This window comes from uncultured Candidatus Puniceispirillum sp., from assembly GCF_963979125.1.
In the GTDB taxonomy this organism is placed as follows: domain Bacteria; phylum Pseudomonadota; class Alphaproteobacteria; order Puniceispirillales; family Puniceispirillaceae; genus Puniceispirillum.
Genome location: NZ_CAXBVX010000027.1, coordinates 1 through 21,385 on the forward strand (window position 1 = coordinate 1; position 21,385 = coordinate 21,385).

The window sequence follows — 21,385 nt, forward strand, 5'->3', positions numbered from 1 at the left end:
TGCCCAGAAAAATGCCAAGGCTAATGATTTCACAATTCTTTGCAACAAAGCCGCCCAGCTTCGCGCTGATGGGGCGTCTCATATTGCCTTATTAATGGATGACATTGCCGCTGATTTTGCCAAGCGCGCGGGCATCTATAAACGCGAAGGCCATGCCCATGCCGTGCTTGCCAATCGTCTTGCCGCCTATCTTGAATGTCCGGTCATCCTGGTGCCGCGCATTTATGCCGATGAATTGGTTTCTGATATGGACAAGCAATCCAGTAGCTACCTTGATGATCTGGCGATCACTCTTGATCCGGCCTGTGCCATTATGCATTGCGGCAGTCATATTGTTGCGCCCAACATTGCTTTGGACGAATGCGTGGCGCGCGCGCATTCTCTAAAACACAGAATCATTATCTGGGATAATATCTATGCGCAGGATTATTGCCCGCGCCGTCTGTTTATTGGCCCCTATCGTGGGCGTGATGGGATTAGTGATATTTTGCTCAACCCCACCGGCATGATCGAGACCGATCTTCTTTTGCTGGACATCATGGCTAATGCACAAAGCTGGACAGAAACACTAAAGGCGGCGGGAATACCCGGCGAATTTGTAACGCTGGTAGCCTATTTCGATGCACCTTATGGATTTGTGCCAGAATTTGATATGCCGGATGATGGCACCGCGCTGGCGGCGTTGGAAACTGTTTTATGGTCTTGGAAATCACCTTTACAGCGTGAATGGTATCCGTTCTTGATGGGGCTGAAGCATGATATTCTGATGCGCAGGGGAGAAATGCCGGAACTGCGGATTACAAAAACCCAAACGCATGCTTTGGCTACACATATTCTGGCATCGCAGAATGATGTCAATACGGATGATGCGTCTTAGGCAAAAACTGAATAAAGCATCCGTAGCGCGCTGATTATCAGAAACAGCGCAAAGGCACGTTTCAAGCGTAACGGGTCAAGCGCATGGGCAAGTCGGCTTCCCACAGGGGCGGTAAAAATACTGACGCTCGATAGCAATGCCGCAGCTGGCACGTTAATAAAGCCCAGTGAATAGGGCAGGCGCGTAGCAACATCCCAGCCTGACCACATAAAGCCCAATGCGCCTGGTAGCGCGATCATGAAACCAAAAGCCGCCGAAGTGCCAATGGCGCGATGCACCGGCATAGCAAATGCGCTCATCACCGGAATCGACATGGTGCCGCCACCTATTCCCATCAAGGCTGAAAAAAATCCGATAAAACCGGATATCACCATTTCGACGGGGCGTGTCTTTGACAGTTTAGCACGCATTTTTGGCGTGTGTGACATCAGCATATTTACCGCCACAACAATCGCCAGACATCCAAAAATCAAAGTCAGTGTCGTGCTTTCGATGTAATGCGATAATATCCCGCCACTAGCCGCACCCAGAATGATAAAGGGTGACCACCTACGAAGCACCTCCAGATCAATACTGCCGCGTCGATGATGCGCCAATGCCGATGAAATCGACGTTGGGATGATTGTGGCAAGAGAGGTTCCCACCGCGGCATGCATGATAATATCATCCGGCACCTTCAGAAAATCATAAATCAGAAACAGAACGGGCACCAATATGATGCCGCCACCAATACCCAGCAATCCTGCCAGAATGCCTGCAATCGCTCCTGTCGCCATAAGCCCAAATACCAGCATCACAAGCATATCAGGTGAATAGGACATTGGTTTTAACCTTTGGTTTGATGTTGGGGTTTAGTGTTTGGTTTTATGAAACATCCTGACTGATGCTTCACAGGAATGTGATTGGTCTAACTGATATTTCAACAATATATTTAACAGAATTCTTTGCCAATAAACAGAATAGGGTAAAGGGCAGAATTTGGTTCTTCAACAAGTAAGCCACTTTATCAGAACGGAATTGATAGCATGGCAAAAGATGCGCCATCCCGGGTTGCCGATCTTGTTATCAAACGGCATTTTCCGGCACCGCTCGAAAAAATGTTCGATTTGGTAACGCAAAAGCATCACCTATTGACATGGTGGGGCCCCGAAGACGTTCATATCGGTGACAATAATCTTGATCTGTCGCTTCGCGGTGCGTGGTTTTCCGTGATGATAAATGCTGATGCCACAACGCATAAGGTGTCGGGCGAAGTACTAGCTATTGATGCGCCATATTCGCTAGTTTTCAGCTGGGGCTGGCATGACGAAAATAATGTCCGCGGGCATGAAAGCTTTGTGCGTTTTGATATCGAAGATGCTGGTGTGATTGGTGCAAGTGACACGTCTTTTACGTTAACGCATATGAATTTGCCAACCGAAGAGTCAGCGCGCTTGCATAAAGGGGGCTGGTCATCGTCGCTGGTCAAACTGGAGCATCTGTCTGACACATAATATCAACCAAAGCTAAGGAGGCCAAAATGCCAAAATTTTTATTCGCTTACCACGGGGGCAAGATGCCTGAAACCGAAGCTGACATCGCCGCAGAAATGAAGCGTTGGCGTGACTGGATGGATGGCTTGGGCGATGCGCTGGTTGATCCGGGCAATCCGGTTGGCATGTCCAAAACGGTCAGTGTTGATGGCATTGCAAGTGATGGCGGTGCCAATCCGGTATCTGGCTATTCGCTGGTCATGGCTGATGACTTGAATATGGCGCTTGCTATGGCGGCTGGCTGTCCTATGGTCACACAGGGACATGGGTCAATCGAAGTCGCCGAAACGCATAATATGGACTTTTGATTGCTGTCATTACGACAGCAAACGCAATCGACCAGCCAAATGCCCGATCACCTCACGTCCTGCATTGGCAAAGGCAAAGCGCAGATACTGTTCTTGCCCTTCACCAAAAAAGGCACCCGGAATTGTCAGCACCCCAACCTCACGCGCCATGCGCTGTGCCACTTCGCGCGACCTCACATTGTCAAACGGGTGTCGGACATAACCGAAATAGGCACCCGTGCTGATTAATGTCCAGCCTTCAAGTTGAGTGATAACATCACTGAAAATAGTCGCACGTGCCGCAATACGGGCGCGGTTTTCGGCGCGCCATGATGCCAGACTATCCAGCATCGGTGTGATCGCTTGTTGTGGCGCACGGGGGGCGCAAATCTGAATATTATCGATAATCTTGGCCAGCTGGAAAATCATGGCTGATCCCGATGTGACCGCGCCTAGCCGGTGTCCAGGCATGCAATAAGATTTAGAAAAGCTGTAAAGCTGTATCAGGTGATCCTGCCAGCCCTCTGTGGCAAATAGGTTATGTGGCGCGCCTGTCCCAAGCGGCAAAAAATCGCGATAGGTTTCATCCAGAATCAGCCAGATACCCTTGGCTTTGCACAGCGCCAAAATCTCAGCTAGCAAATCTGGCGGATATATTGTGCCAGCCGGATTGTTTGGACTGACTAGAGCCACCGCGCGAACATCTGGGGTGATCGCGGCGCTAATATCTTCGCAGTTTGGCAACAAGCCATTGTCATCATGGCAATCAACATAGCCAACCGAAATCCCCAGCATACCAAGCGATGATTCATGATTGAAATAGCAGGGGCGCATCATCAAAATTGTTTCACCGTGGCCAGCCACTGCCAAGGCCGCGGCGACAAAGGCTTGATTACATCCAGACGTGATATGCGTATGCTCGGACTGAATATCAGCCGCATAAAGCGTGTTGAGATGTTGGGCATAGGCAACACGTAAATTGTCATCACCTTCAACCCGTCCATAGCGGGCATTGTTGGGTGAAGCGGCTGCTTGGGCAAGGGCGTTCAGCATATCTGGATGCGCAGGATAGCCAGGCACCGCCTGACTCATATCGATCATATCGCCATGGCGCCCATCATAGGATGATTTCCAGTCAAGAACGATGGATACAGGCGGGGCGTTGAGGGCTGCAACAGCAGGATTGAACATAAGCACACCTATTGGACATAATCGAAACAGAACGATTCAACGTAACAGAGTTGAAGCAGCTTAAAAAGCACGGCAGACTGAACGGATGTTATAAAATCAAATCTGCTTTGAAAACCGAATCTGAATTGACGCGCGAGGGTCACAATGTTTATACGTGAAAATCTAAGCTATGTTGCCGAACCATTGCCGCATCGTGAAACGCAAGATGATGCCGCCATCATTGCCGCCGCACGGACATTCCGTGAAACGATGGCAACGCGCCATACAGTGCGTGATTTTTCATCCCGTGCGGTTCCAAAAGCAATTATCGAGGAATGTATCCGCACGGCTGGACGCGCGCCTAGTGGTGCCAATCATCAGCCTTGGCATTTTGCCGCCATTTCCAGCCCGTCGATTAAGGCGCAAATACGCGCCGCCGCCGAGGCCGAAGAAGCAAAATTCTATGCCAGCACCAGCCATGACGAATGGATCAAGGCACTTGAACCAATCGGCACGGGGCCGGATAAGCCGCATCTTGAAATCGCGCCATGGCTGATTGTTATTTTTGGTGAACGCTATGGCCAGTTTGATGATGGCACGCGTTATAAAAATTACTATGTGCCCGAAAGTGTAGGCATCGCTTCGGGATTTTTGATCGCGGCTCTGCATCTGGTGGGGCTGTCCTGTCTGACACATACGCCGAACCCAATGGGCTTTCTGGGCAAAATATGCAATCGTCCTGCCTCGAATAAGGCGATGATGATCCTGGCTGTGGGGCATGCGGCAGATGACGCCAGCATTCCCGCTGTTGCCAAGATCAAAAAACCGCTTGCCGACATCATGACCTGCTTTGAATAGCTGGCTTCGATCAGCATTGTGCTTTTGAGAATTGACGATAACATATAATGGTAATTTTAAAGTAACCTCAAATTAACTTGGGCCGGGGACAAAACACATGAAAACGGTAGCTGTGAGAAATATTGAACGCGCGGATGCTGATCTGGCGGATCGCCTAGGTGCTGCTGGTGCCTCGACCGTGCATGAAGCCCAAGGGCGCACTGGTTTGTTAAAACCCTATATGCGACCAATTTATCCAGGCGCGCGTATCGGCGGAACGGCGGTGACGGTTCTCACACAGCCAGGCGATAATTGGATGCTTCATGTGGCCATCGAATTATGTCAGGCGGGTGATATTCTGGTGGTGGCTTGCACAACCGATTGCACCGATGGTTATTTTGGCGATCTGCTGGCAACCTCGGCACAGGTGCGTGGCGTCAAGGGGCTGGTGATTGATGCTGGTGTCCGTGATGTGGCTGATCTTCAGGCGATGAATTTTCCGGTATGGTCACGTGCCATTTCGTCAAAAGGCACGGTAAAAAACACACTTGGCGCGGTTAATGTGCCGGTGGTGTGCGCGGGACAGTTGATATTCCCGGGTGATGTCATTGCCGCCGATGATGATGGGGTGGTGGTCGTTGCCCGCGCCGAGGCTGATCGTGTGATGCATGCGACGCAGACACGCCTTGATGCCGAGGAAGACAAACGCATCCGCTTACAGGCAGGTGAGCTTGGCCTTGATCTTTATAATATGCGGCCACGTCTTGCCGAGGCGGGACTAGAATATGTTGATGATCTGGAAACGCTGGGCAGTTTCAACGGCATTGATTGCCGCCACCAACGCTAGCTTTCACTCCTTATTTGGCCATACGACCGGAAACCAGTCACTGCGCAGGCGTGCACCATCTTGCATATCATGTCCTGGAAAAGGTGGCGATGTAGGCCCCTGTCTTGTGACATAACGGGCATCATCGCCGACATAGCGCAAGGATAGAGCCCGTCGGCGTGTCCTTGCCATATTGCCGCGCGCGCCATGAACGGCACGAAAATCGAAAGCCACGGCATCACCTGGTTGCATGGCCCATTCCAGCGTTGGAAATTTATCCGGTTCAACATCGGGGTCTGGCACTGGCAGAAAATCATCATCATTGGCATAAAAATTATCTTCGGCCAGCCAGCGCACGGGTAGCACCATTTTATCCCATTTATGTGATCCGGCAATCACCCGCAGGCTAGCGTCTTTGACTGGATCAACCGGAATCCAGAAGCTGACCGTCTGTTTGCCTTCGACAAAATAATAAGGCGCGTCCTGATGCCATGGTGTTGGTTTGCTGGTGCCGGGCTCTTTGACCAGAACATGGTCATGAAAAAATTGTGCAGTGTGCGATTGCATCAATGAAGCCGCCGCCTCTGGAGCTGGTGACGATGCCATAATATCGGCAAAGGCAGGTATCCGGTGCCAGTTCCAGTAATCATCAAAAAACCGCCCAGCTTCGCCAGCGTGCAGATTTTCTGCCGCATAGGGACCTGGATTTTCCATATTGGCGGCAATACCGTCCTTAATCACATCGACCCAGTCGGCAAACAGACCTGGCAGACAGACAGCACCATCGCGGGCAAAAGCATCAATTTGGCTAGGTGTGATATTGTGCATCTTCAACGTCCCCTGTTTTGGACTTGTGCCGATAATACTATAATGTCGGGGTGATTCTATCGATATTCTAAATTAGTAATTTAACTAAATTCAACTATTTAGTCTAAAATCAGCCCCCGATTTACAATTCGCTTTATTTGCCCCAGCCTATATCTATAGACCATTATTTTGGAGGGGGAAATGGCACAAGTTTCACTTAACCTCAATGGTATGCCGATGGAATGCGAGGTTGATGAAAACAGCCTTTTATCAACATTTATCCGCGAAGATTGCGGCCTGACAGGTACGCATATCGGTTGTGACACCAGCCAGTGTGGCACCTGTGTCGTACATGTGAACGGCCAATCGATAAAATCATGCACAATGCTGACATTACAGGCGCATGGTGCCGATGTCACAACGATTGAAGGTATTGCCGATGGTGATGATCTGCATCCGATGCAAGCCGCCTTTCGCGAACATCACGGTCTGCAATGCGGATTTTGTACGGCGGGGATGGTGATGAGCGCGATTGATCTTGTGAACCACCATCCCGAACCAAGCAAAGCTGAAATCCGCGCCTATATGGATGGCAATATCTGCCGCTGTACGGGTTATCACAATATTGTCAAAGCGATTGATGCTGCGGCTAAAGAGATGGCCGCGCGCTAGAGGAGATAGATATGCCAGACGGAACAGAAGAAACCGGCATCGGTGCCTCGGTCAGGCGCAAAGAGGATTACCGTTTCCTGACTGGACAGGGTAATTATACTGATGATATCAACCGACCGAATCAGACCTATGCCTTCATACTGCGCTCGCAAGAGGCACATGCCAAAATCACCATCAAAACCGACAAAGCCAAAAAGGTGGCTGGCGTGGTGGCCATTTTTACTGGTGATGATATGCAGGTGGGTTCAATTCCTTGTGGCTGGCAGGTTGATTCCAAAGATGGCACACCGATGCGCGAGCCTGAACATCCGCCGCTTGCCAAAGGCGTTGTCCGCTATGTTGGCGACCAGATTGCGGTGGTCATTGCGACAAGTCTGAACGCGGCAAAGGATGCGGCTGAACTGATCGATGTGGACTATAGTCCGCTTCCCGTTGCGGTTGATCTGATGACAGCGGCCAATAGCAATGGCAAGCATGGTGCCTTGGTGCATCCTGATCTTGGCACCAATCTTTGTTATGACTGGGACATTGGCGATGAGTCGGAAATTGACGCGGCGCTAGCCACATCCTTTTATGTTACCGAACTTGAAATCCGTAATAACCGTCTGATCCCCAATGCGATGGAACCACGCGTTGCTATCGGTGATTATGACAAGGCAACCGACCATTACACGCTCTATACCACCAGCCAGAATCCGCATGTGATTCGTTTGCTGATGGGGGCGTTTGTTTTGTCGATACCTGAGCATAAATTGCGCGTCATTGCGCCTGATGTTGGCGGCGGGTTTGGATCAAAAATCTTTCATTATGCCGAAGAGGCGATTGTCACTTGGGCATCACATAAAATCAAACGCCCTGTTAAATGGACATCCGATCGAAGCGAAGCCTTTATGTCGGATGCGCATGGCCGCGATCATCTTTCGCTGGTGAAACTTGGCATGGATAAAACAGGTAAATTTACCGCATTAAAGGTCAATACGATTGCCAATATGGGGGCTTATCTTTCAACGTTTGCGTCCTGTGTGCCGACCTATCTTTATGCCACTTTGTTGGCTGGCGTTTATACAACGCCGCTAATTTACTGTAATGTCAGGGCGGTTTTCACCAACACAGTTCCGGTTGATGCGTATCGCGGTGCTGGACGCCCCGAAGCCACCTATCTGCTTGAACGTATTGTTGATAAGGCGGCGCGTGAAATGGGCATCGATCAGGCCGAAATACGCCGTCGCAACTTCATTCCTGCTGATGCCTTCCCTTATCAGACGCCAGTCGCTTTGCAATATGATACGGGTGATTATGAAGCCACCTTGCAGCACGCTATGGAACTGGCGGATGTGGCAGGATTTCCGGCGCGTCGCAAACAGGCAAGCAAGCAGGGCAAATTACGCGGGCTTGGCTATTCGACCTATCTCGAGGCTTGCGGCATCGCACCATCGGCGGTTGTTGGCTCGCTTGGTGCGCGGGCAGGTCTGTTTGAATGTGCCGAAGTGCGCGTACATCCTACTGGTTCGGTGACGGTTTTTACCGGATCGCACAGCCACGGGCAGGGGCATGAAACAACCTTTGCACAATTAGTGTCTGAATCACTGGGTTTGCCTTTGGATGCGATTGAAATAAGTCATGGTGATACGGCGAACATTCCCTTTGGTATGGGCACCTATGGATCGCGATCACTGGCGGTTGGCGGCGAAGCGATCATGAGCGCCATCGATAAAATCAGGGTCAAAGCGACGCGGATTGCCGCCCATATATTGGAAGAAGATGTTGATGATGTTGATTTTGACAAAGGCGTGTTCACAGGCCGTAAAACCAATGCCAGCTTAACCTTTGGCGAAATTGCACTGGCCGCTTATGTACCACATAATTTTCCGCATGACGAACTGGAACCAGGGCTAGATGAAAAGGCGTTTTACGACCCCAAAAATTTCACCTATCCGGGAGGTTGTCATATTTGCGAGGTTGAGATCGATCCAGCAACAGGCGTGACCACCGTCGTCAATATGACGGCGGTTGATGATGTCGGACGTGTGATTAACCCCATGATTGTCGAAGGTCAGGTGCATGGCGGTCTGGCGCAGGGCATAGGTCAGGCACTTTACGAAACCTGTGTTTATGATGATTATGGACAGCTTCTAAGCGGGTCTTATATGGATTACACGATGCCACGCGCCGATCATCTACCTGATTTTCAAGTGGCCACCGAAACCACATTCTGCACGCATAACTCGCTTGGCGTTAAGGGATGCGGCGAAGTGGGGGCGATTGGATCACCACCAGCTGTGATTAATGCGGTTGTTGATGCGCTATATGACCTTGGCATCAAAGATATCAGCATGCCGGCAACCCCTGAGGTGGTCTGGCGGGCAATACAAACAACAAATCTCAAAGCGGCAGAATAGGCGAGGAGATAGATCCGATGTACACAACGTCTTATATAAGTCCGGCAAAGACAGCAGAGGCTGTTAAGGCCATGAAAAAAGCAACTGAAGGCAAATATCTTGCTGGCGGCATGACGCTTATCCCGACATTGAAAGCGCGGCTGGCGGCACCTGATACATTGATTGACCTTGCACATTGCGGATTATCAGACATTCAGACTAGGGCAAATACAATCCAGGTCGGCGCCATGACAAGTCATGCATCCGTCGCATCATCAAATGTTGTTGCTCAAAAAATTCCGGCGTTGGCAACGCTGGCAGGTGGCATTGGTGACCGGCAAGTGCGCTTTCGCGGTACGATTGGCGGTTCATTGGCAAATAACGATCCGGCGGCTTGTTATCCTGCCGCGGCCTTGGCGCTGGGGGCGACTATCCATACAGACAGGCGAGATGTTGACGCGGCCACGTTTTTTGTCGGTTTGTTTGAAACCGCTTTGAAGGATGACGAGATCATCACCAGCATTAGTTTTCCTGTGCCGCAAAGCGCAGCTTATGTAAAATTTAACAATCCGGCGTCGCGTTACGCGCTAGTTGGCGTTTTTGTCGCGCAGTTTCGTGATAATGACATCCGCGTTGCGGTGACAGGGGCTGGCACTGATGGCGTCTTTAGATGGTATGAGGCCGAAATCGCTTTGGCGCAAAATTTCACCAGCGCGGCGATGGATAAGGTGGTGGCAAAGCGTGATAATTTACTTTCTGACATCCATGCGGCGGCAGACTATCGGGCGCATATTATGGCGGTCATGACGCGCCGCGCGGTTGCAAATTGTATCTAAGTCGCGCATTTGACTAAAAATCAGGTTGGCAGGTGCAAAGAAATCTGCCAGCGTCGGCTCTTATTGTTTTTAATATTGATGATGAGAGCAAATACATGAATTCCGAACGCGCTGGTTTGCTTCATGCAGAATCAAAGCCGATAAAGCTGATCATCTTTGATAAGGATGGTGTGATTCTTGATCTTGCCGCGACATGGTTTCCTGTTGTCTATGCTGTTGCTGAATACACAGTTTCCATTATCCCCCAGCACTCTGCTCCTGCGCCTCACAAGCAATCTGTCGGGCTTGATGATCTGCTGGCATGTATTGGTGTCGATGCTCTGGGCAATATCAAACATGACGGTTTGTTTGCGGCGGGCACGTTTTCAGAAATATGCCAAGCATGGCAGGCACTTTTGCCTGATAATATGATCGATTTGCTTGCTGACGCGTCTTACAATGCCAAGGTTAATGAACTGGTGGTTGAGCTGGTGCGTGGGCGCAGTGTGGCCAAAGGCGATGTGAAAACACCGCTGACGATTCTGTCTAAAGCTGGCTATATTATGGCGTTATTGACGAATGATAATGCGGCCTCGGCGTTGCAAAATCTTAAAGACCTTGAAATTGACCATCTTTTTGCGACAATCATTGGTGCCGATAGCGGTTTTGGTGGCAAGCCAGCGCCTCAAGGGTTGTTGCATATATGTGACACGCATGATGTAGCGCCAGATCAGGTTATCATGGTGGGTGATACGATTGCCGATTATGGCGTGGCTGTTAACGCGCAGGTGCAGAATTTTATTTGCGTTGCTGATGATATCAGTCATCGTCCAGATGCAGATATTGATCCCGGCCTTGTTATTCCGGGTCTAGAGGCTTTGCCAGCACTGGTCACAAAAATGTCAGGATTGGTTGATAGGTAAAAGGATTTATAATGAAGTTTCGCGGTATATATACACCAGCCATTACCCCGCTCAATGACGATGAAAGCATCGATTGGAACGGGTTTGATACGGTGCTGGAATTCCTAATTGAAGCTGGTGTTGACGGGATAATCATTGGTGGTACCACAGGTGAATATTATGCCCATTCGACCGAAGAACGCGAAGCGGCTTTGAAACGTGCTTCCGATGTGGTGGCAGGGCGGCTTCCACTTATTGGTGGTACGGGGGCTATTCGTACCGAAGATTCAATTGCCTTTGCCAAGACCGCCAAAGCCTGTGGCTATGACGCCATATTGATTACGACGCCGCCTTATGCTCAGCCCACGCCGCGCGAAAATGCTATTCATGCGCTTCGTATTGATCGCGCGGTTGATATGCCGATCATGCTGTATAATTATCCAGGACGTATGGCCGCTGAGATGAGTGACGAGTATCTTGATCGCGTAGGCAGAAGCCAGAATTTTTGTGTGATTAAGGAAAGTTCGGGTGATATTAACCGCGTGCATCAGCTTGCGCGCGATTATGCACATATCCAGCTTAGTTGCGGGATGGATGATCAAGCGCTCGAATTCTTTGCGTGGGGTGCCGAAAGCTGGGTATGTGCGGGATCTAATTTTGCACCCGAAGCGCATATTGCATTATGGAAAACATGTGTTGTTGATGGTGATTTTGTGCTTGGCCGCAAAATCATGTCGGCGATGTTGCCGCTTATGGGCACTTTGGAACAAGGTGGTAAATTTCTGCAATGTATTAAATATGGCGCGACATTGCGGGGCTTGCCATCAGGCCCGCCACGAAGCCCACTTCGCGGATTGAATAAGGATGAAAAACGCAGTCTTACCGAAGTCATTTCGGTGATGAACAGAACAATTAATGAACTTACCGCTGGGGAGGCCGAAAAATGAGTGACCTTTTGACACATGATGAATATAAGGCACTCGCCGATGGTTTGACGCCTGCTTCAACCAGCTTTGTTGATGGCAGTTTTCGCGCGGCACAATCGGGCGCAACCTTTGACAGTATAAACCCAGCAACAGGCAAGTTGCTTGCCAAGGTTGCTGATTGCGATGCGGCGGATGTTGACTTTGCGGTTGCAAAAGCCCGTATGGCTTTTGACGATGGGCGCTGGCGCTGTTTGCATCCATCTGCACGCAAACAAGTGCTGATCAAACTTGCCAAGCTGATAAAACGCAATCGGCATGAATTGGCTGTCTTGGAATCCGTTGATTCAGGCAAGCCAATCCGCGATTGCGCGACCATTGATTTGCCTGAAACGATCAACACCATCATCTGGCATGCCGAAGCGGTTGATAAATTATATGATCAGACCGCTCCCGCGGGTGATGACGCTATGGGCATGATTGTGCGCGAACCCATTGGTGTTGTTGGTGCCGTATTGCCGTGGAATTTTCCGTTATTGATGATGGCGTGGAAAATTGCTCCGGCATTGGCAGCGGGCTGTTCGGTTATTGTTAAACCGGCGGAACAAACATCACTGACCGCCTTGCGCATTGCCGAACTGGCAATGGAAGCTGGGGTGCCACGCGGTGTTCTGAATGTGATCACTGGCGATGGGCCAAAGGCAGGCGCTCCGTTGGGGTTGCATAGGGATGTTGATATGGTGTCATTTACCGGATCAACTGAAACAGGACGCCTGTTTTTGAAATATGCTGCCGAGTCAAATTTGAAAAAAACCGTGCTCGAATGTGGTGGTAAAAACCCTGCCATTGTCATGGATGATGCCGAAGATCTGGATCTTGTCGCTGAACATGTGGTCAATGGGGCGTTCTGGAACATGGGCGAAAATTGTTCGGCCACATCACGTCTGATCGTGCATGAAAATATAAAAGATGACCTTATGAAGCATATTCTGGCGCATGCAAAAGAATGGCATATGGGTGATCCTCTTGATCCGAAAAACCATCTTGGATGCATGATTGATACCGAACATTTTGGCAAGGTCGCTGGCTATCTAGATGTTAGCAAGAATGGCGATAATATTGTCACCCTATGTGGCGGCAAGGCCTCGGATGGCTATGTCGAGCCAACTATCTTTGATCGGGTAACGTCGGCAAGTCGGCTGGCCAAAGACGAAATCTTTGGACCTGTTCTGGGTGTCATGACGGTCACATCAATTGACGAAGCCATCGCCCTTGCCAATGATACTGACTATGGCTTAGCGGCGTCGGTATATACGACCAATGTCAAACAGGCAATGCGTGCGGCACGTGCCATTCGCGCTGGTACTGTAACGGTTAATTGCTATGGCGAAGGTGACGCAACAACGCCATTCGGGGGCTATAAGCAATCTGGCTTTGGTGGTCGTGACAATGGTATTCACGCGCATGATCAATATTGCGAGGTCAAAACCATCTGGATTGACCTGACTGACCGGGCGGCTAGTGACGCGGTCAATTAGTCACTTGCGTGCGACTCTGGCTAGCGTGTGCGATAGGCAATATTTTTGGTTTGCACATAATTGAGCAAGGCTTCACGGCCTTTCTCGCGTCCATAGCCCGATTTTCCATAGCCGCCAAATGGTGTTTCGACACCACCTGCGAACCACTCATTCACAAAAATCTGCCCGGCTTTGATTTTGCGGGCGGCACGGTGTGCGGCGTCAATATCGCGGGTGAAAATGCCACCAACAAGTCCGAATTCGGTGCTATTGGCTATTCTGATAGCGTCAGCTTCATCATCGGCTTTCATAACCGACAAAACCGGACCAAAAACTTCGGTGCTGGCAATCTGCATATCTGGCGTGACATCTGTAATAATGGTCGGCGCCAGAAATGATCCAGGCTGGTTCAGGCGATGCCCGCCAATAGCAATGGTTGCCCCCTCGCTGGCGGCATGTTTGCACAGGCCTTCGGCGCGGTCACGCTGGTTGTCAGACACCATTGCACCCATATTAGCCCCAAAGGCAGTCCGTTCTATACCTGGGCCAACTGACAGGCTTTCGGCAAGGCCAACCGCGCGTTCGACAATTTCATCATGCACATCAGGATGCGCAATCACACGTGACATCGCCGAACAAACCTGTCCGGCGTTAAAGAAGATACCCCAGCGCATCGAGTCCATGACCTGATCCAGATCAGCGTCTGGCATCACGATAGCAGCTGATTTGCCGCCAAGTTCAAGAATGGCAGGGACAACATTCTGTGCGGCGGCTACGGCCACCTTTATACCTGTTGCAACCGAACCGGTGAACACAACATTGCCGATGTCAGGATGATTTGACAAAGCGGCGCCTGCTTCATGCCCATAGCCGCATAGGATGTTCAAAGCACCGCGCGGCAGGCCAGCGGCTTCGCCAGCACGTGCAAGCCATGTGGTCGATAGGGGGTCAAGCTCAGGCGTTTTTACCACGCATGTATTGCCTGTTGCTAGGGCCACTGCAATACCGCGTGCAGTCATTTCAATCGGGTAATTCCACGGAATGATCTGTGCGCTAACGCCAATTGGTTCATAGATTGTGTAATCAAGATAATCTGCACCAAGCGGGATTGATCGACCTTCAACGGTTTCGGCTTGATTGCCGTAATATTCGAAATAACGGGCTGTTCCCTCGACTTCAATAACAGCTTCCCATAGTGGCTTACCTGATTCAAGGCACAGCAATTCAGCGATTTCTGCTTTGTTATCAAGCATGAACTGTCCCATCTTGCGAACCATGCGGCTTCGTTCGACTGGTCGTAAATCGGACAGGGCGCCACTTTCGTGGCATGCCAGCGCAGCAGCAACCGCACGGTCGATATCCGCCGCGTCTGCCAGTGCCATATCAGCCAGATGTGCGCCGGTACCAGGGTTGGTTACGGACAGGCGTCCGCCGCCGCCATCAATCCATGACCCGTTAACATAGTTCTGAAAAAAGTCTTGCATGACATTATCCCTTGTTTGATGTCGTTGCTGATTCTGTATAGGCATACAAGCTTGCTATAGATATCTTCATCAAACCCTAGGCTGTGTTGACATTGAGGTGCAATATCAATCTGTTTATGCGGCTTTTAAATTTATTGCTACATATCGGGCTACATATCCGTGCAACATCATTACATCACATTAGACTTGACCAGCATGCAATTATCGCCATGACTAAGCGACAGTAACTATATGAAGGTGATCTGAGTTTATGAAGGCAGATATTGTTATCATTGGTGCTAGTCACGCAGGCGTCAGTTTTGCTGATGCGATGCGCACAAACGGCTTTGAAGGGTCATTGACGCTTATTGATCGCCAGACAGGAACGCCGCTCGAACGCCCACCCTTATCAAAGGCGTTTTTGCTTGAACAGGATGACTGTATAAATCCGGCTTTTATGCTTCGTAACACGGACTGGTATAGTGCCAACAATATAACGCTTAAATCAGGAACTGATGTCACCGCCATTGATCCGGTTGGCAAGATAGTGACGCTGGCAGATGATGTGTCTGTCAGTTATGACAAATTGGTACTGGCAACAGGTGCGGTGCCGCGCGCCCTTACACCAGCAACAGGGCTTGGCAATGTGTTCATGCTACGCCAACCAGATGATGCTATTGCCATCAGACAAGCTGCCCAGTCAGCCCAAAGCGCAATTATCATCGGTGGCGGCTATATCGGACTTGAAGCAGCCGCATCTTTGCGGAAACGTGGACTTGAAGTCAATGTGATCGAAGCTGCTGATCGCTTGTTAGCGCGTGTGGCCAGTCCACCAATAGCAACATTATTAGGCGATCTACACCGCGCACAAGGTGTGTCGATCCATACCGGTGTAGCGGTTGCTAGCATCACGGATAACAACGGCACTTTTGCTGGCGTCACCTTGACTAATGGTCATATATTGTCGGCAAATATGCTGATTGTCGGTATCGGCGTCACGCCAGACAGTCAGCTTGCCCGTATGGCGCAGATTGAAACCGAAGCTGGCGATAATGGTGCCATTCTGGTTGATCAATTAATGCGCACAAGCAATTCAGATATTTTGGCGATTGGCGATGTTGCCTTGCAACGTGGTCATTCTGTGCGGATCGAATCGGTACATAATGCCCAAGATAGTGCCGCACGTGCGGTTGCAGGGCTTCTTGATATAGCCCCACCGGTCGATCAGGCACCGTGGTTCTGGTCGGATCAATATGATGCCAAATTGCAATCTGCAGGTATTGTGCCCACAGGGGCGGATGATTTAATTCATGTCCGCCGTCCGGGTAAGCGCGAAGGTGGCATGTCGGTCTGGACTTATCGTGGTACCCAGCTTCTAGCTGTCGAGGCTGTTCGTGATCCAGCTGGTTATATGCTTGGAAAAAAATGTCTTGAGGCCAATATATCACCTGATCCGGATCACGTTGGCGATCTGGCATTTGACCTAAAGGCACTATTGGCTCATTAAGATAGAATATTTAAGAGTGATACGAGTTGAAAATGGCGAATGCGGGAACATATACGGGCGCAACCAAGGCGATAGGCGATGTGCTTGTCGATTTTCGCAGTGACACTGTGACCCGACCAACGGCGGCTATGCGTGCGGTAATGGCTAAGGCTGATGTCGGTGATGATGTCTATGGTGATGATCCCAACGTCAATGATCTACAGGACAAAGTGGCCGCCCTTATGGGCAAAGAAGCGGCGTTATTTGTAACCAGTGGCACCCAGTCCAATCTATGCGCCATGCTGGCACATTGTCAGCGTGGTCAGGAAATATTAACAGGTGAAAACTATCACGTCTTCATTGACGAAGCTGGTGGCGCATCTGTGCTTGGCGGCATCATGATGGCGCCGATGCCTACCAATGATACTGGTGCGTTAGATATTGACGATATTGACAAGACGGTCAAGCCGGACGATCCGCATTGCCCGATCAGCTCGTTGCTATGTCTGGAAAATACTGTGTCAGGCAATGTGCAATCGGTTGCATCGATCGATGCGCTGGCCTTGCGTGGCAAAGCGCATGGACTTTCTGTGCATCTTGATGGTGCGCGTTTGATGAATGCGGTGGTCAAGCTTGATGTGCCAGTGTGCGACATTGTAAAAAATGTGGACAGTGTTTCATTATGTTTGTCAAAAGGGCTAGGCGCGCCTGTTGGATCGGTGCTTGCTGGCTCAAAGGAACTTATCAGCCGTGCTTACCGTGTGCGCAAGCTTGTTGGAGGTGGGTTACGACAGGCTGGCCTTCTGGCCGCTGCCGGACTTTATTCGCTTGATAACCATGTCGAGCGGCTAGCCGACGATCACGCTAACGCTATCAGGCTGGCGGAACAACTGGCGACGATACCCCAGATTTCGGTCGATATTGATGCGGTGCAAACCAATATGGTGTTCATGCAAATGGCACCTGATGCTGCCGCGTCCCTACCGGAATATCTGCAAGATAGGGGTATTTTGATAAATGGCCACCCAAGCCGCATTCGCTTGGTAACGCATCTGGATGTGAGTGCTGAAAAGATTGATCAGTTTGTGACTGAGCTACGTGAATTTTTTGCTTAAAAACGAAACTGTTTTGGCGTAAACGGAATATTGTTGCCAGATGGCTATGGCAAACTTCAATGTCTTTTTGTTGAGGTGTGCAATGTCTCTTGTTCTTTCAGTTGGGCCGCGGGTTCGCAAAAGCCCTTTTTTCTCATCAGCACGTAAAGCTGGGCTGGCGGCAGCTTCTGTATATAATCACATGTATATGCCAACTAGCTATGGTGATCCTGGGGCTGAATATGAACGGCTCATAAATGGCGTTGCTATGTGGGATGTGGCGGTTGAGCGGCAGGTCGCGCTCAAAGGGCCTGATGCGCTTGCGCTGGCGCGTTATTTGACCCCGCGTAATCTTGAAAATCTAAAAATCGGCGTTGGTAAATATGTCCCGCTTTGTGATTTTAACGGATCACTTATCAATGATCCGGTACTTTTGCAGATCAGTGATGATGAAGTCTGGCTGTCGATTGCCGATAGTGATGTAAAATTATGGGCGGCGGGCATTGCTGGCGCGCGCGGGATGAATGTAAGCGTTTTTGAGCCGGATGTCTCGCCGCTTGCTATTCAGGGGCCCAAAGCCATCAATGTTGTGCGTGATCTGTTTGGCGACTGGGTTGATGAAATAAAGTATTTTGGATTTCGGGCGACCGAATTGCATGGCATTCCAATGGTCTTGGCACGTTCTGGCTGGTCAAAACAAGGCGGCTTTGAACTCTATCTGCAAGATGGCAACAAAGGCGACGCCTTGTGGGATATTGTGGCCGAAGCTGGCAAACCCTATGGCATCGGGCCTGGCACGCCAAACTATGTCGAACGTGTTGAAAGCGGTTTGATTTCTTATGGTGCTGATACTGATGAGATGAGCAATCCTTTTGAACTGGGGATGGATCGCCTTATCGACCTTGACCAGCCACAGGATTTTGTTGGCAAAGCAGCGCTCAAGGACATAAAGGCGCGCGGCGTGACGCGGCGGTTTATGGGGCTGATTATTGACGGTGAAAAATTTACCGGCACAAATGAAAGCCGCTGGCCGCTTGAATGGAACGGAACTAATGCTGGCTACGTAAGCGCCAGTGCCTATTCACCGCGCTTGAATGCCAATATTGCCATGGCGATGGTATCTGTTGCGGCGATAGAATCTGGTGATAAGCTAAATGTCCTAAGCGAGTCAGGCTGTTTAACAGCAAAGATTGTGTCATTACCTATGGTCTAGCTATCACATGGGAGCAATGGTGCCGACGGGGATTATAAATGGCTGACATGGTTTCACATGCAAAGGTGGTTGTCATTGGCGGCGGCGTTGTTGGCTGTTCGATATTGTTCCATCTGGCCAAATTCGGCTGGAAAGATGTCGTTCTGCTGGAACGTAACGAGCTAACATCTGGATCAAGTTGGCATGCGGCAGGCCAGATTCACACGATCAGTTCGGATCCCAACATCTCGCGCCTGCAAGGCTATACGATCAATCTTTACAAGGAAATTGAGGAAACATCCGGCCATTCGGTAGGCATGCATAATACGGGTGGCTTTTATCTGGCCTCAAATTCTGACTGGTATGATTATTTAAAGCGTGAAAGATCTAAAGCACGCTATATGGGACTCGATCAGGAATTCATTTCGATTGAGGAAGCTGCCGAGCGTCATCCGCTTATTGACCCCAGCCATTATCTGGCGGCGTTATGGGATCCGCTTGATGGTGATATTGATCCGTCGGGCGTTACCTATGCCTATGCCAAATCAGCGCGCGTGCATGGGGCAAAATATTATACGCATACCCCCGTTATTGAGACTAACCAGCGCCCCGATGGTAGTTGGGATGTGGTCACCGAAAACGGCACTATCAATGCTGAAATGATTGTCAATGCAGGTGGTTTATGGGCGCGCGAAGTTGGGCATTTGGCAGGGCTTCATCTTCCCGTACAGCCAATGGAACATCATTATCTGATTACCGAAGATATTCCCGAGATTACGGCCCGGACTGAGCGTTTGCCAGCGGGCATTGATTACGAAGGTAATATCTATTTCCGTCAGGAACGCGGCGGCATGTTGCTTGGCACTTATGAACCAAGGGCAACGCCTTGGTCGCTGGCGGGTACGCCACAGTCATTCGGCCATGAATTGCTTGAACCAAAGCTCGATAATATTGCCGACCGTCTGGAAATAGGGTTTGAACGTATTCCGGCGCTTGCCACGGCTGGCATTAAAAATATCATCAATGGTCCTTTCACCTTTGGACCAGATGGTAATCCAATGATTGGTCCGGTGCCGGGCATGACCAATTACTGGGTTGCTGTTGGTGTTATGGCTGGATTCTGTCAGGGGGGTGGTGTTGGGCTGTGCATGGCTGAATGGATGATGGATGGCGAACCATCAATTGACGTATGGGCTATGGATGTAGCGCGTTTTGGTGATTATGCAACACCGCATTGGGGCACGGTCAAATCGTCGGAAAATTACGAACGCAGGTTTGTTATGACCTTCCCTAACGAAACTTTGCCAAAAGGCCGACGGCAACAGACAACAGCTCTTTATGACCGCTTGGTATCGCGCGGGGCCGTAATGGGCGACTCTCATGGTCTGGAAAATGCGCTTTGGTTTGCGACTGATGCTGATGATGCGCATGAAGACCCAACATTCCGGCGGTCACGTGCGCATGATTATGTGGCTGCCGAAGTGGCTGCGGTACGACATGATGTTGGAGCCATCGAAATTGCTAATTTTGCCAAGCATGAATGCAAGGGTGAGGGCGCCCGCGCTTTCCTCGATCATATGCTTGCTGGCCATGTGCCAAAACCTGGCCGTCTGCAATTAACCCCGATGCTGACGCCAAAGGGTAAATTATATGGTGATATGACGGTTGCCTGTCTTGCCGAAGATCATTTCTATCTATTTGGATCCGGTGCTGCCCAGAATATGCATCGGCGGTGGTTTGAATCGCATCTGCCGGATAGCGGCGTTACTTATGCAAACCGGTCTGACGCGTGGCATGGTATCGCCATTTCAGGACCAAAATCACGTACCCTTCTGCAACGTCTGGTGCGAGAGGATGTTGGTGCCGATACGCTGGCATTTCGCGATGTGCGCCAAACTTTTGTGGCAGGCGTCCCAGCTATGCTGTTGCGTATATCGTTTTCGGGTGAGCTTGGTTATGAAATCTATGTAGCCCCGCAATATCAACTTCGCCTGTTTGAAGCGATTGAGGAAGCAGGTCAGGATCTTGGACTTCGGCTTTATGGAAGTCGCGCGTTAATGTCGATGCGGTTGGAAAAGAACTGGGGTGCCTGGACTTTGGATTTTCGGCCAGATTTCACCGCTGCTGAGTCTGGGCTAGATGCCTTTATCAATTGGAACAAGGATTTTATCGGCAAGGCCGCTGCGCTGGCCGAGGCCAAATCGGGTCCAGTAAAAAAGCTGGTCATGATGACTATCGAGACAGACGATATTGATGTTTCAAATGATGAAGCCATTTTTGCCAATGGAGAACCTGTTGGCTATGTCAGCTCGGGCGGCTTTGCCCATCATATCGGCACATCCATGGCATTTGGCTATGTGCCCAGCGCATTGGCAAATGATGGTACTGAAGTGCAGGTGGAAATTCTTGGCAGTCTATGTCCGGCCAGAATTGTCGCGGCACCTTTATATGATGCGAATGGCGGCAAAATGCGGGGTTAAGCATCATCCGGCCAGAACGAAGTAAAGGCCGAAAGATGATCGCGGCATAAACAAGCATCATCCGGCCAGAACGAAGTAAAGGCCGAAAGATGATCATGCAAGGTAAAAGCCGCCCCTTACGGAGCGG

General features: G+C 50.3%; 19 protein-coding genes. 15 read left to right on the plus strand and 4 right to left on the minus strand.

The genetic code is table 11. From position 1 onward, the window contains the following. Positions 1-877, plus strand: an 877-nt coding sequence (locus ABNT28_RS04450; RefSeq protein ID WP_332923769.1) for a beta-N-acetylglucosaminidase domain-containing protein, incomplete at its 5' end; no start/stop codon positions are given. Here ABNT28_RS04450 and ABNT28_RS04455 read toward each other — a convergent pair. Next, positions 874-1,698: a sulfite exporter TauE/SafE family protein gene (locus tag ABNT28_RS04455; RefSeq protein ID WP_348721072.1), complete on the minus strand. Its 825-nt coding sequence runs from the start codon at positions 1,696-1,698 to the stop codon at positions 874-876. The genes ABNT28_RS04450 and ABNT28_RS04455 overlap by 4 nt on opposite strands. A gap of 204 nt (positions 1,699-1,902) precedes the next feature. On the opposite strand from ABNT28_RS04455, the gene ABNT28_RS04460 reads away from it, so the two are divergent. Then, positions 1,903-2,370: an SRPBCC domain-containing protein gene (locus ABNT28_RS04460; RefSeq protein ID WP_332923767.1), complete on the plus strand. Its 468-nt coding sequence runs from the start codon at positions 1,903-1,905 to the stop codon at positions 2,368-2,370. A gap of 26 nt (positions 2,371-2,396) precedes the next feature. Further along, positions 2,397-2,717, plus strand: a complete 321-nt coding sequence (locus tag ABNT28_RS04465) for a hypothetical protein (RefSeq protein WP_348721073.1) — start codon at positions 2,397-2,399, stop codon at positions 2,715-2,717. 9 nt (positions 2,718-2,726) lie between these two features. On the opposite strand, the gene ABNT28_RS04470 is transcribed toward ABNT28_RS04465, so the two are convergent. Continuing rightward, positions 2,727-3,887, minus strand: a complete 1,161-nt coding sequence (locus ABNT28_RS04470; RefSeq protein ID WP_332923765.1) for an aminotransferase — start codon at positions 3,885-3,887, stop codon at positions 2,727-2,729. 144 nt (positions 3,888-4,031) lie between these two features. On the opposite strand from ABNT28_RS04470, the gene ABNT28_RS04475 reads away from it, so the two are divergent. Next, a complete protein-coding gene (locus tag ABNT28_RS04475) occupies positions 4,032-4,724 on the plus strand; it encodes a nitroreductase family protein (protein WP_332923764.1) in 693 nt (230 codons plus the stop codon). A gap of 97 nt (positions 4,725-4,821) precedes the next feature. Next, positions 4,822-5,550 (plus strand): 4-carboxy-4-hydroxy-2-oxoadipate aldolase/oxaloacetate decarboxylase, encoded by a 729-nt coding sequence (locus ABNT28_RS04480; protein ID WP_348721074.1) that lies wholly within the window; start codon positions 4,822-4,824, stop codon positions 5,548-5,550. 3 nt (positions 5,551-5,553) lie between these two features. Here ABNT28_RS04480 and ABNT28_RS04485 read toward each other — a convergent pair whose 3' ends face one another. Continuing rightward, entirely contained in the window at positions 5,554-6,357 is an 804-nt protein-coding gene (locus ABNT28_RS04485) for a phytanoyl-CoA dioxygenase family protein (RefSeq protein WP_348721075.1), read from the minus strand. A 180-nt stretch (positions 6,358-6,537) separates the two neighbouring features. Between ABNT28_RS04485 and ABNT28_RS04490 the strand changes: the two genes are divergently transcribed. The 6 genes from ABNT28_RS04490 to ABNT28_RS04515 all read left to right on the plus strand — a co-directional run bounded on the left by ABNT28_RS04490 (position 6,538) and on the right by ABNT28_RS04515 (position 13,564). Further along, complete coding sequence (locus ABNT28_RS04490; RefSeq protein ID WP_332923405.1) at positions 6,538-7,008, plus strand: (2Fe-2S)-binding protein; 471 nt, start codon at positions 6,538-6,540, stop codon at positions 7,006-7,008. Positions 7,009-7,019: 11 nt separating this feature from the next. Next, a complete protein-coding gene (locus tag ABNT28_RS04495) occupies positions 7,020-9,407 on the plus strand; it encodes a xanthine dehydrogenase family protein molybdopterin-binding subunit (protein WP_348721076.1) in 2,388 nt (795 codons plus the stop codon). Positions 9,408-9,424: 17 nt separating this feature from the next. Beyond that, complete coding sequence (locus ABNT28_RS04500) at positions 9,425-10,222, plus strand: FAD binding domain-containing protein (RefSeq protein WP_332924022.1); 798 nt, start codon at positions 9,425-9,427, stop codon at positions 10,220-10,222. 95 nt (positions 10,223-10,317) lie between these two features. Further along, complete coding sequence (locus tag ABNT28_RS04505) at positions 10,318-11,124, plus strand: HAD-IA family hydrolase (RefSeq protein WP_348721077.1); 807 nt, start codon at positions 10,318-10,320, stop codon at positions 11,122-11,124. A gap of 11 nt (positions 11,125-11,135) precedes the next feature. Further along, positions 11,136-12,050 (plus strand): dihydrodipicolinate synthase family protein, encoded by a 915-nt coding sequence (locus tag ABNT28_RS04510; protein ID WP_332924024.1) that lies wholly within the window; start codon positions 11,136-11,138, stop codon positions 12,048-12,050. Next, the gene (locus ABNT28_RS04515; protein ID WP_332924025.1) at positions 12,047-13,564 is read left to right on the plus strand and encodes an aldehyde dehydrogenase; all 1,518 of its coding nucleotides are present in this window, start codon (positions 12,047-12,049) and stop codon (positions 13,562-13,564) included. Before ABNT28_RS04510 ends, ABNT28_RS04515 begins: the two co-directional genes overlap by 4 nt. Before the next feature lie 20 nt (positions 13,565-13,584). On the opposite strand, the gene ABNT28_RS04520 is transcribed toward ABNT28_RS04515, so the two are convergent. Continuing rightward, positions 13,585-15,027, minus strand: a complete 1,443-nt coding sequence (locus ABNT28_RS04520; RefSeq protein ID WP_348721078.1) for an aldehyde dehydrogenase family protein — start codon at positions 15,025-15,027, stop codon at positions 13,585-13,587. Between the two features lie 250 nt (positions 15,028-15,277). Between ABNT28_RS04520 and ABNT28_RS04525 the strand changes: the two genes are divergently transcribed. The 4 genes from ABNT28_RS04525 (at position 15,278) to ABNT28_RS04540 (ending at position 21,258) form a co-directional block, all read left to right on the plus strand. Further along, on the plus strand, positions 15,278-16,513 hold the full coding sequence (locus ABNT28_RS04525) for an FAD-dependent oxidoreductase (RefSeq protein WP_332924027.1): 1,236 nt from the start codon (positions 15,278-15,280) through the stop codon (positions 16,511-16,513). A 32-nt stretch (positions 16,514-16,545) separates the two neighbouring features. Beyond that, the gene (ltaE, locus tag ABNT28_RS04530) at positions 16,546-17,607 is read left to right on the plus strand and encodes a low-specificity L-threonine aldolase (protein ID WP_332924028.1); all 1,062 of its coding nucleotides are present in this window, start codon (positions 16,546-16,548) and stop codon (positions 17,605-17,607) included. A gap of 82 nt (positions 17,608-17,689) precedes the next feature. Continuing rightward, positions 17,690-18,799, plus strand: coding sequence for a glycine cleavage T C-terminal barrel domain-containing protein (locus ABNT28_RS04535; RefSeq protein ID WP_348721079.1), 1,110 nt, complete (start codon positions 17,690-17,692; stop codon positions 18,797-18,799). Positions 18,800-18,837: 38 nt separating this feature from the next. Next, entirely contained in the window at positions 18,838-21,258 is a 2,421-nt protein-coding gene (locus tag ABNT28_RS04540) for an FAD-dependent oxidoreductase (RefSeq protein WP_332924030.1), read from the plus strand. Positions 21,259-21,385 lie beyond the last annotated feature (127 nt).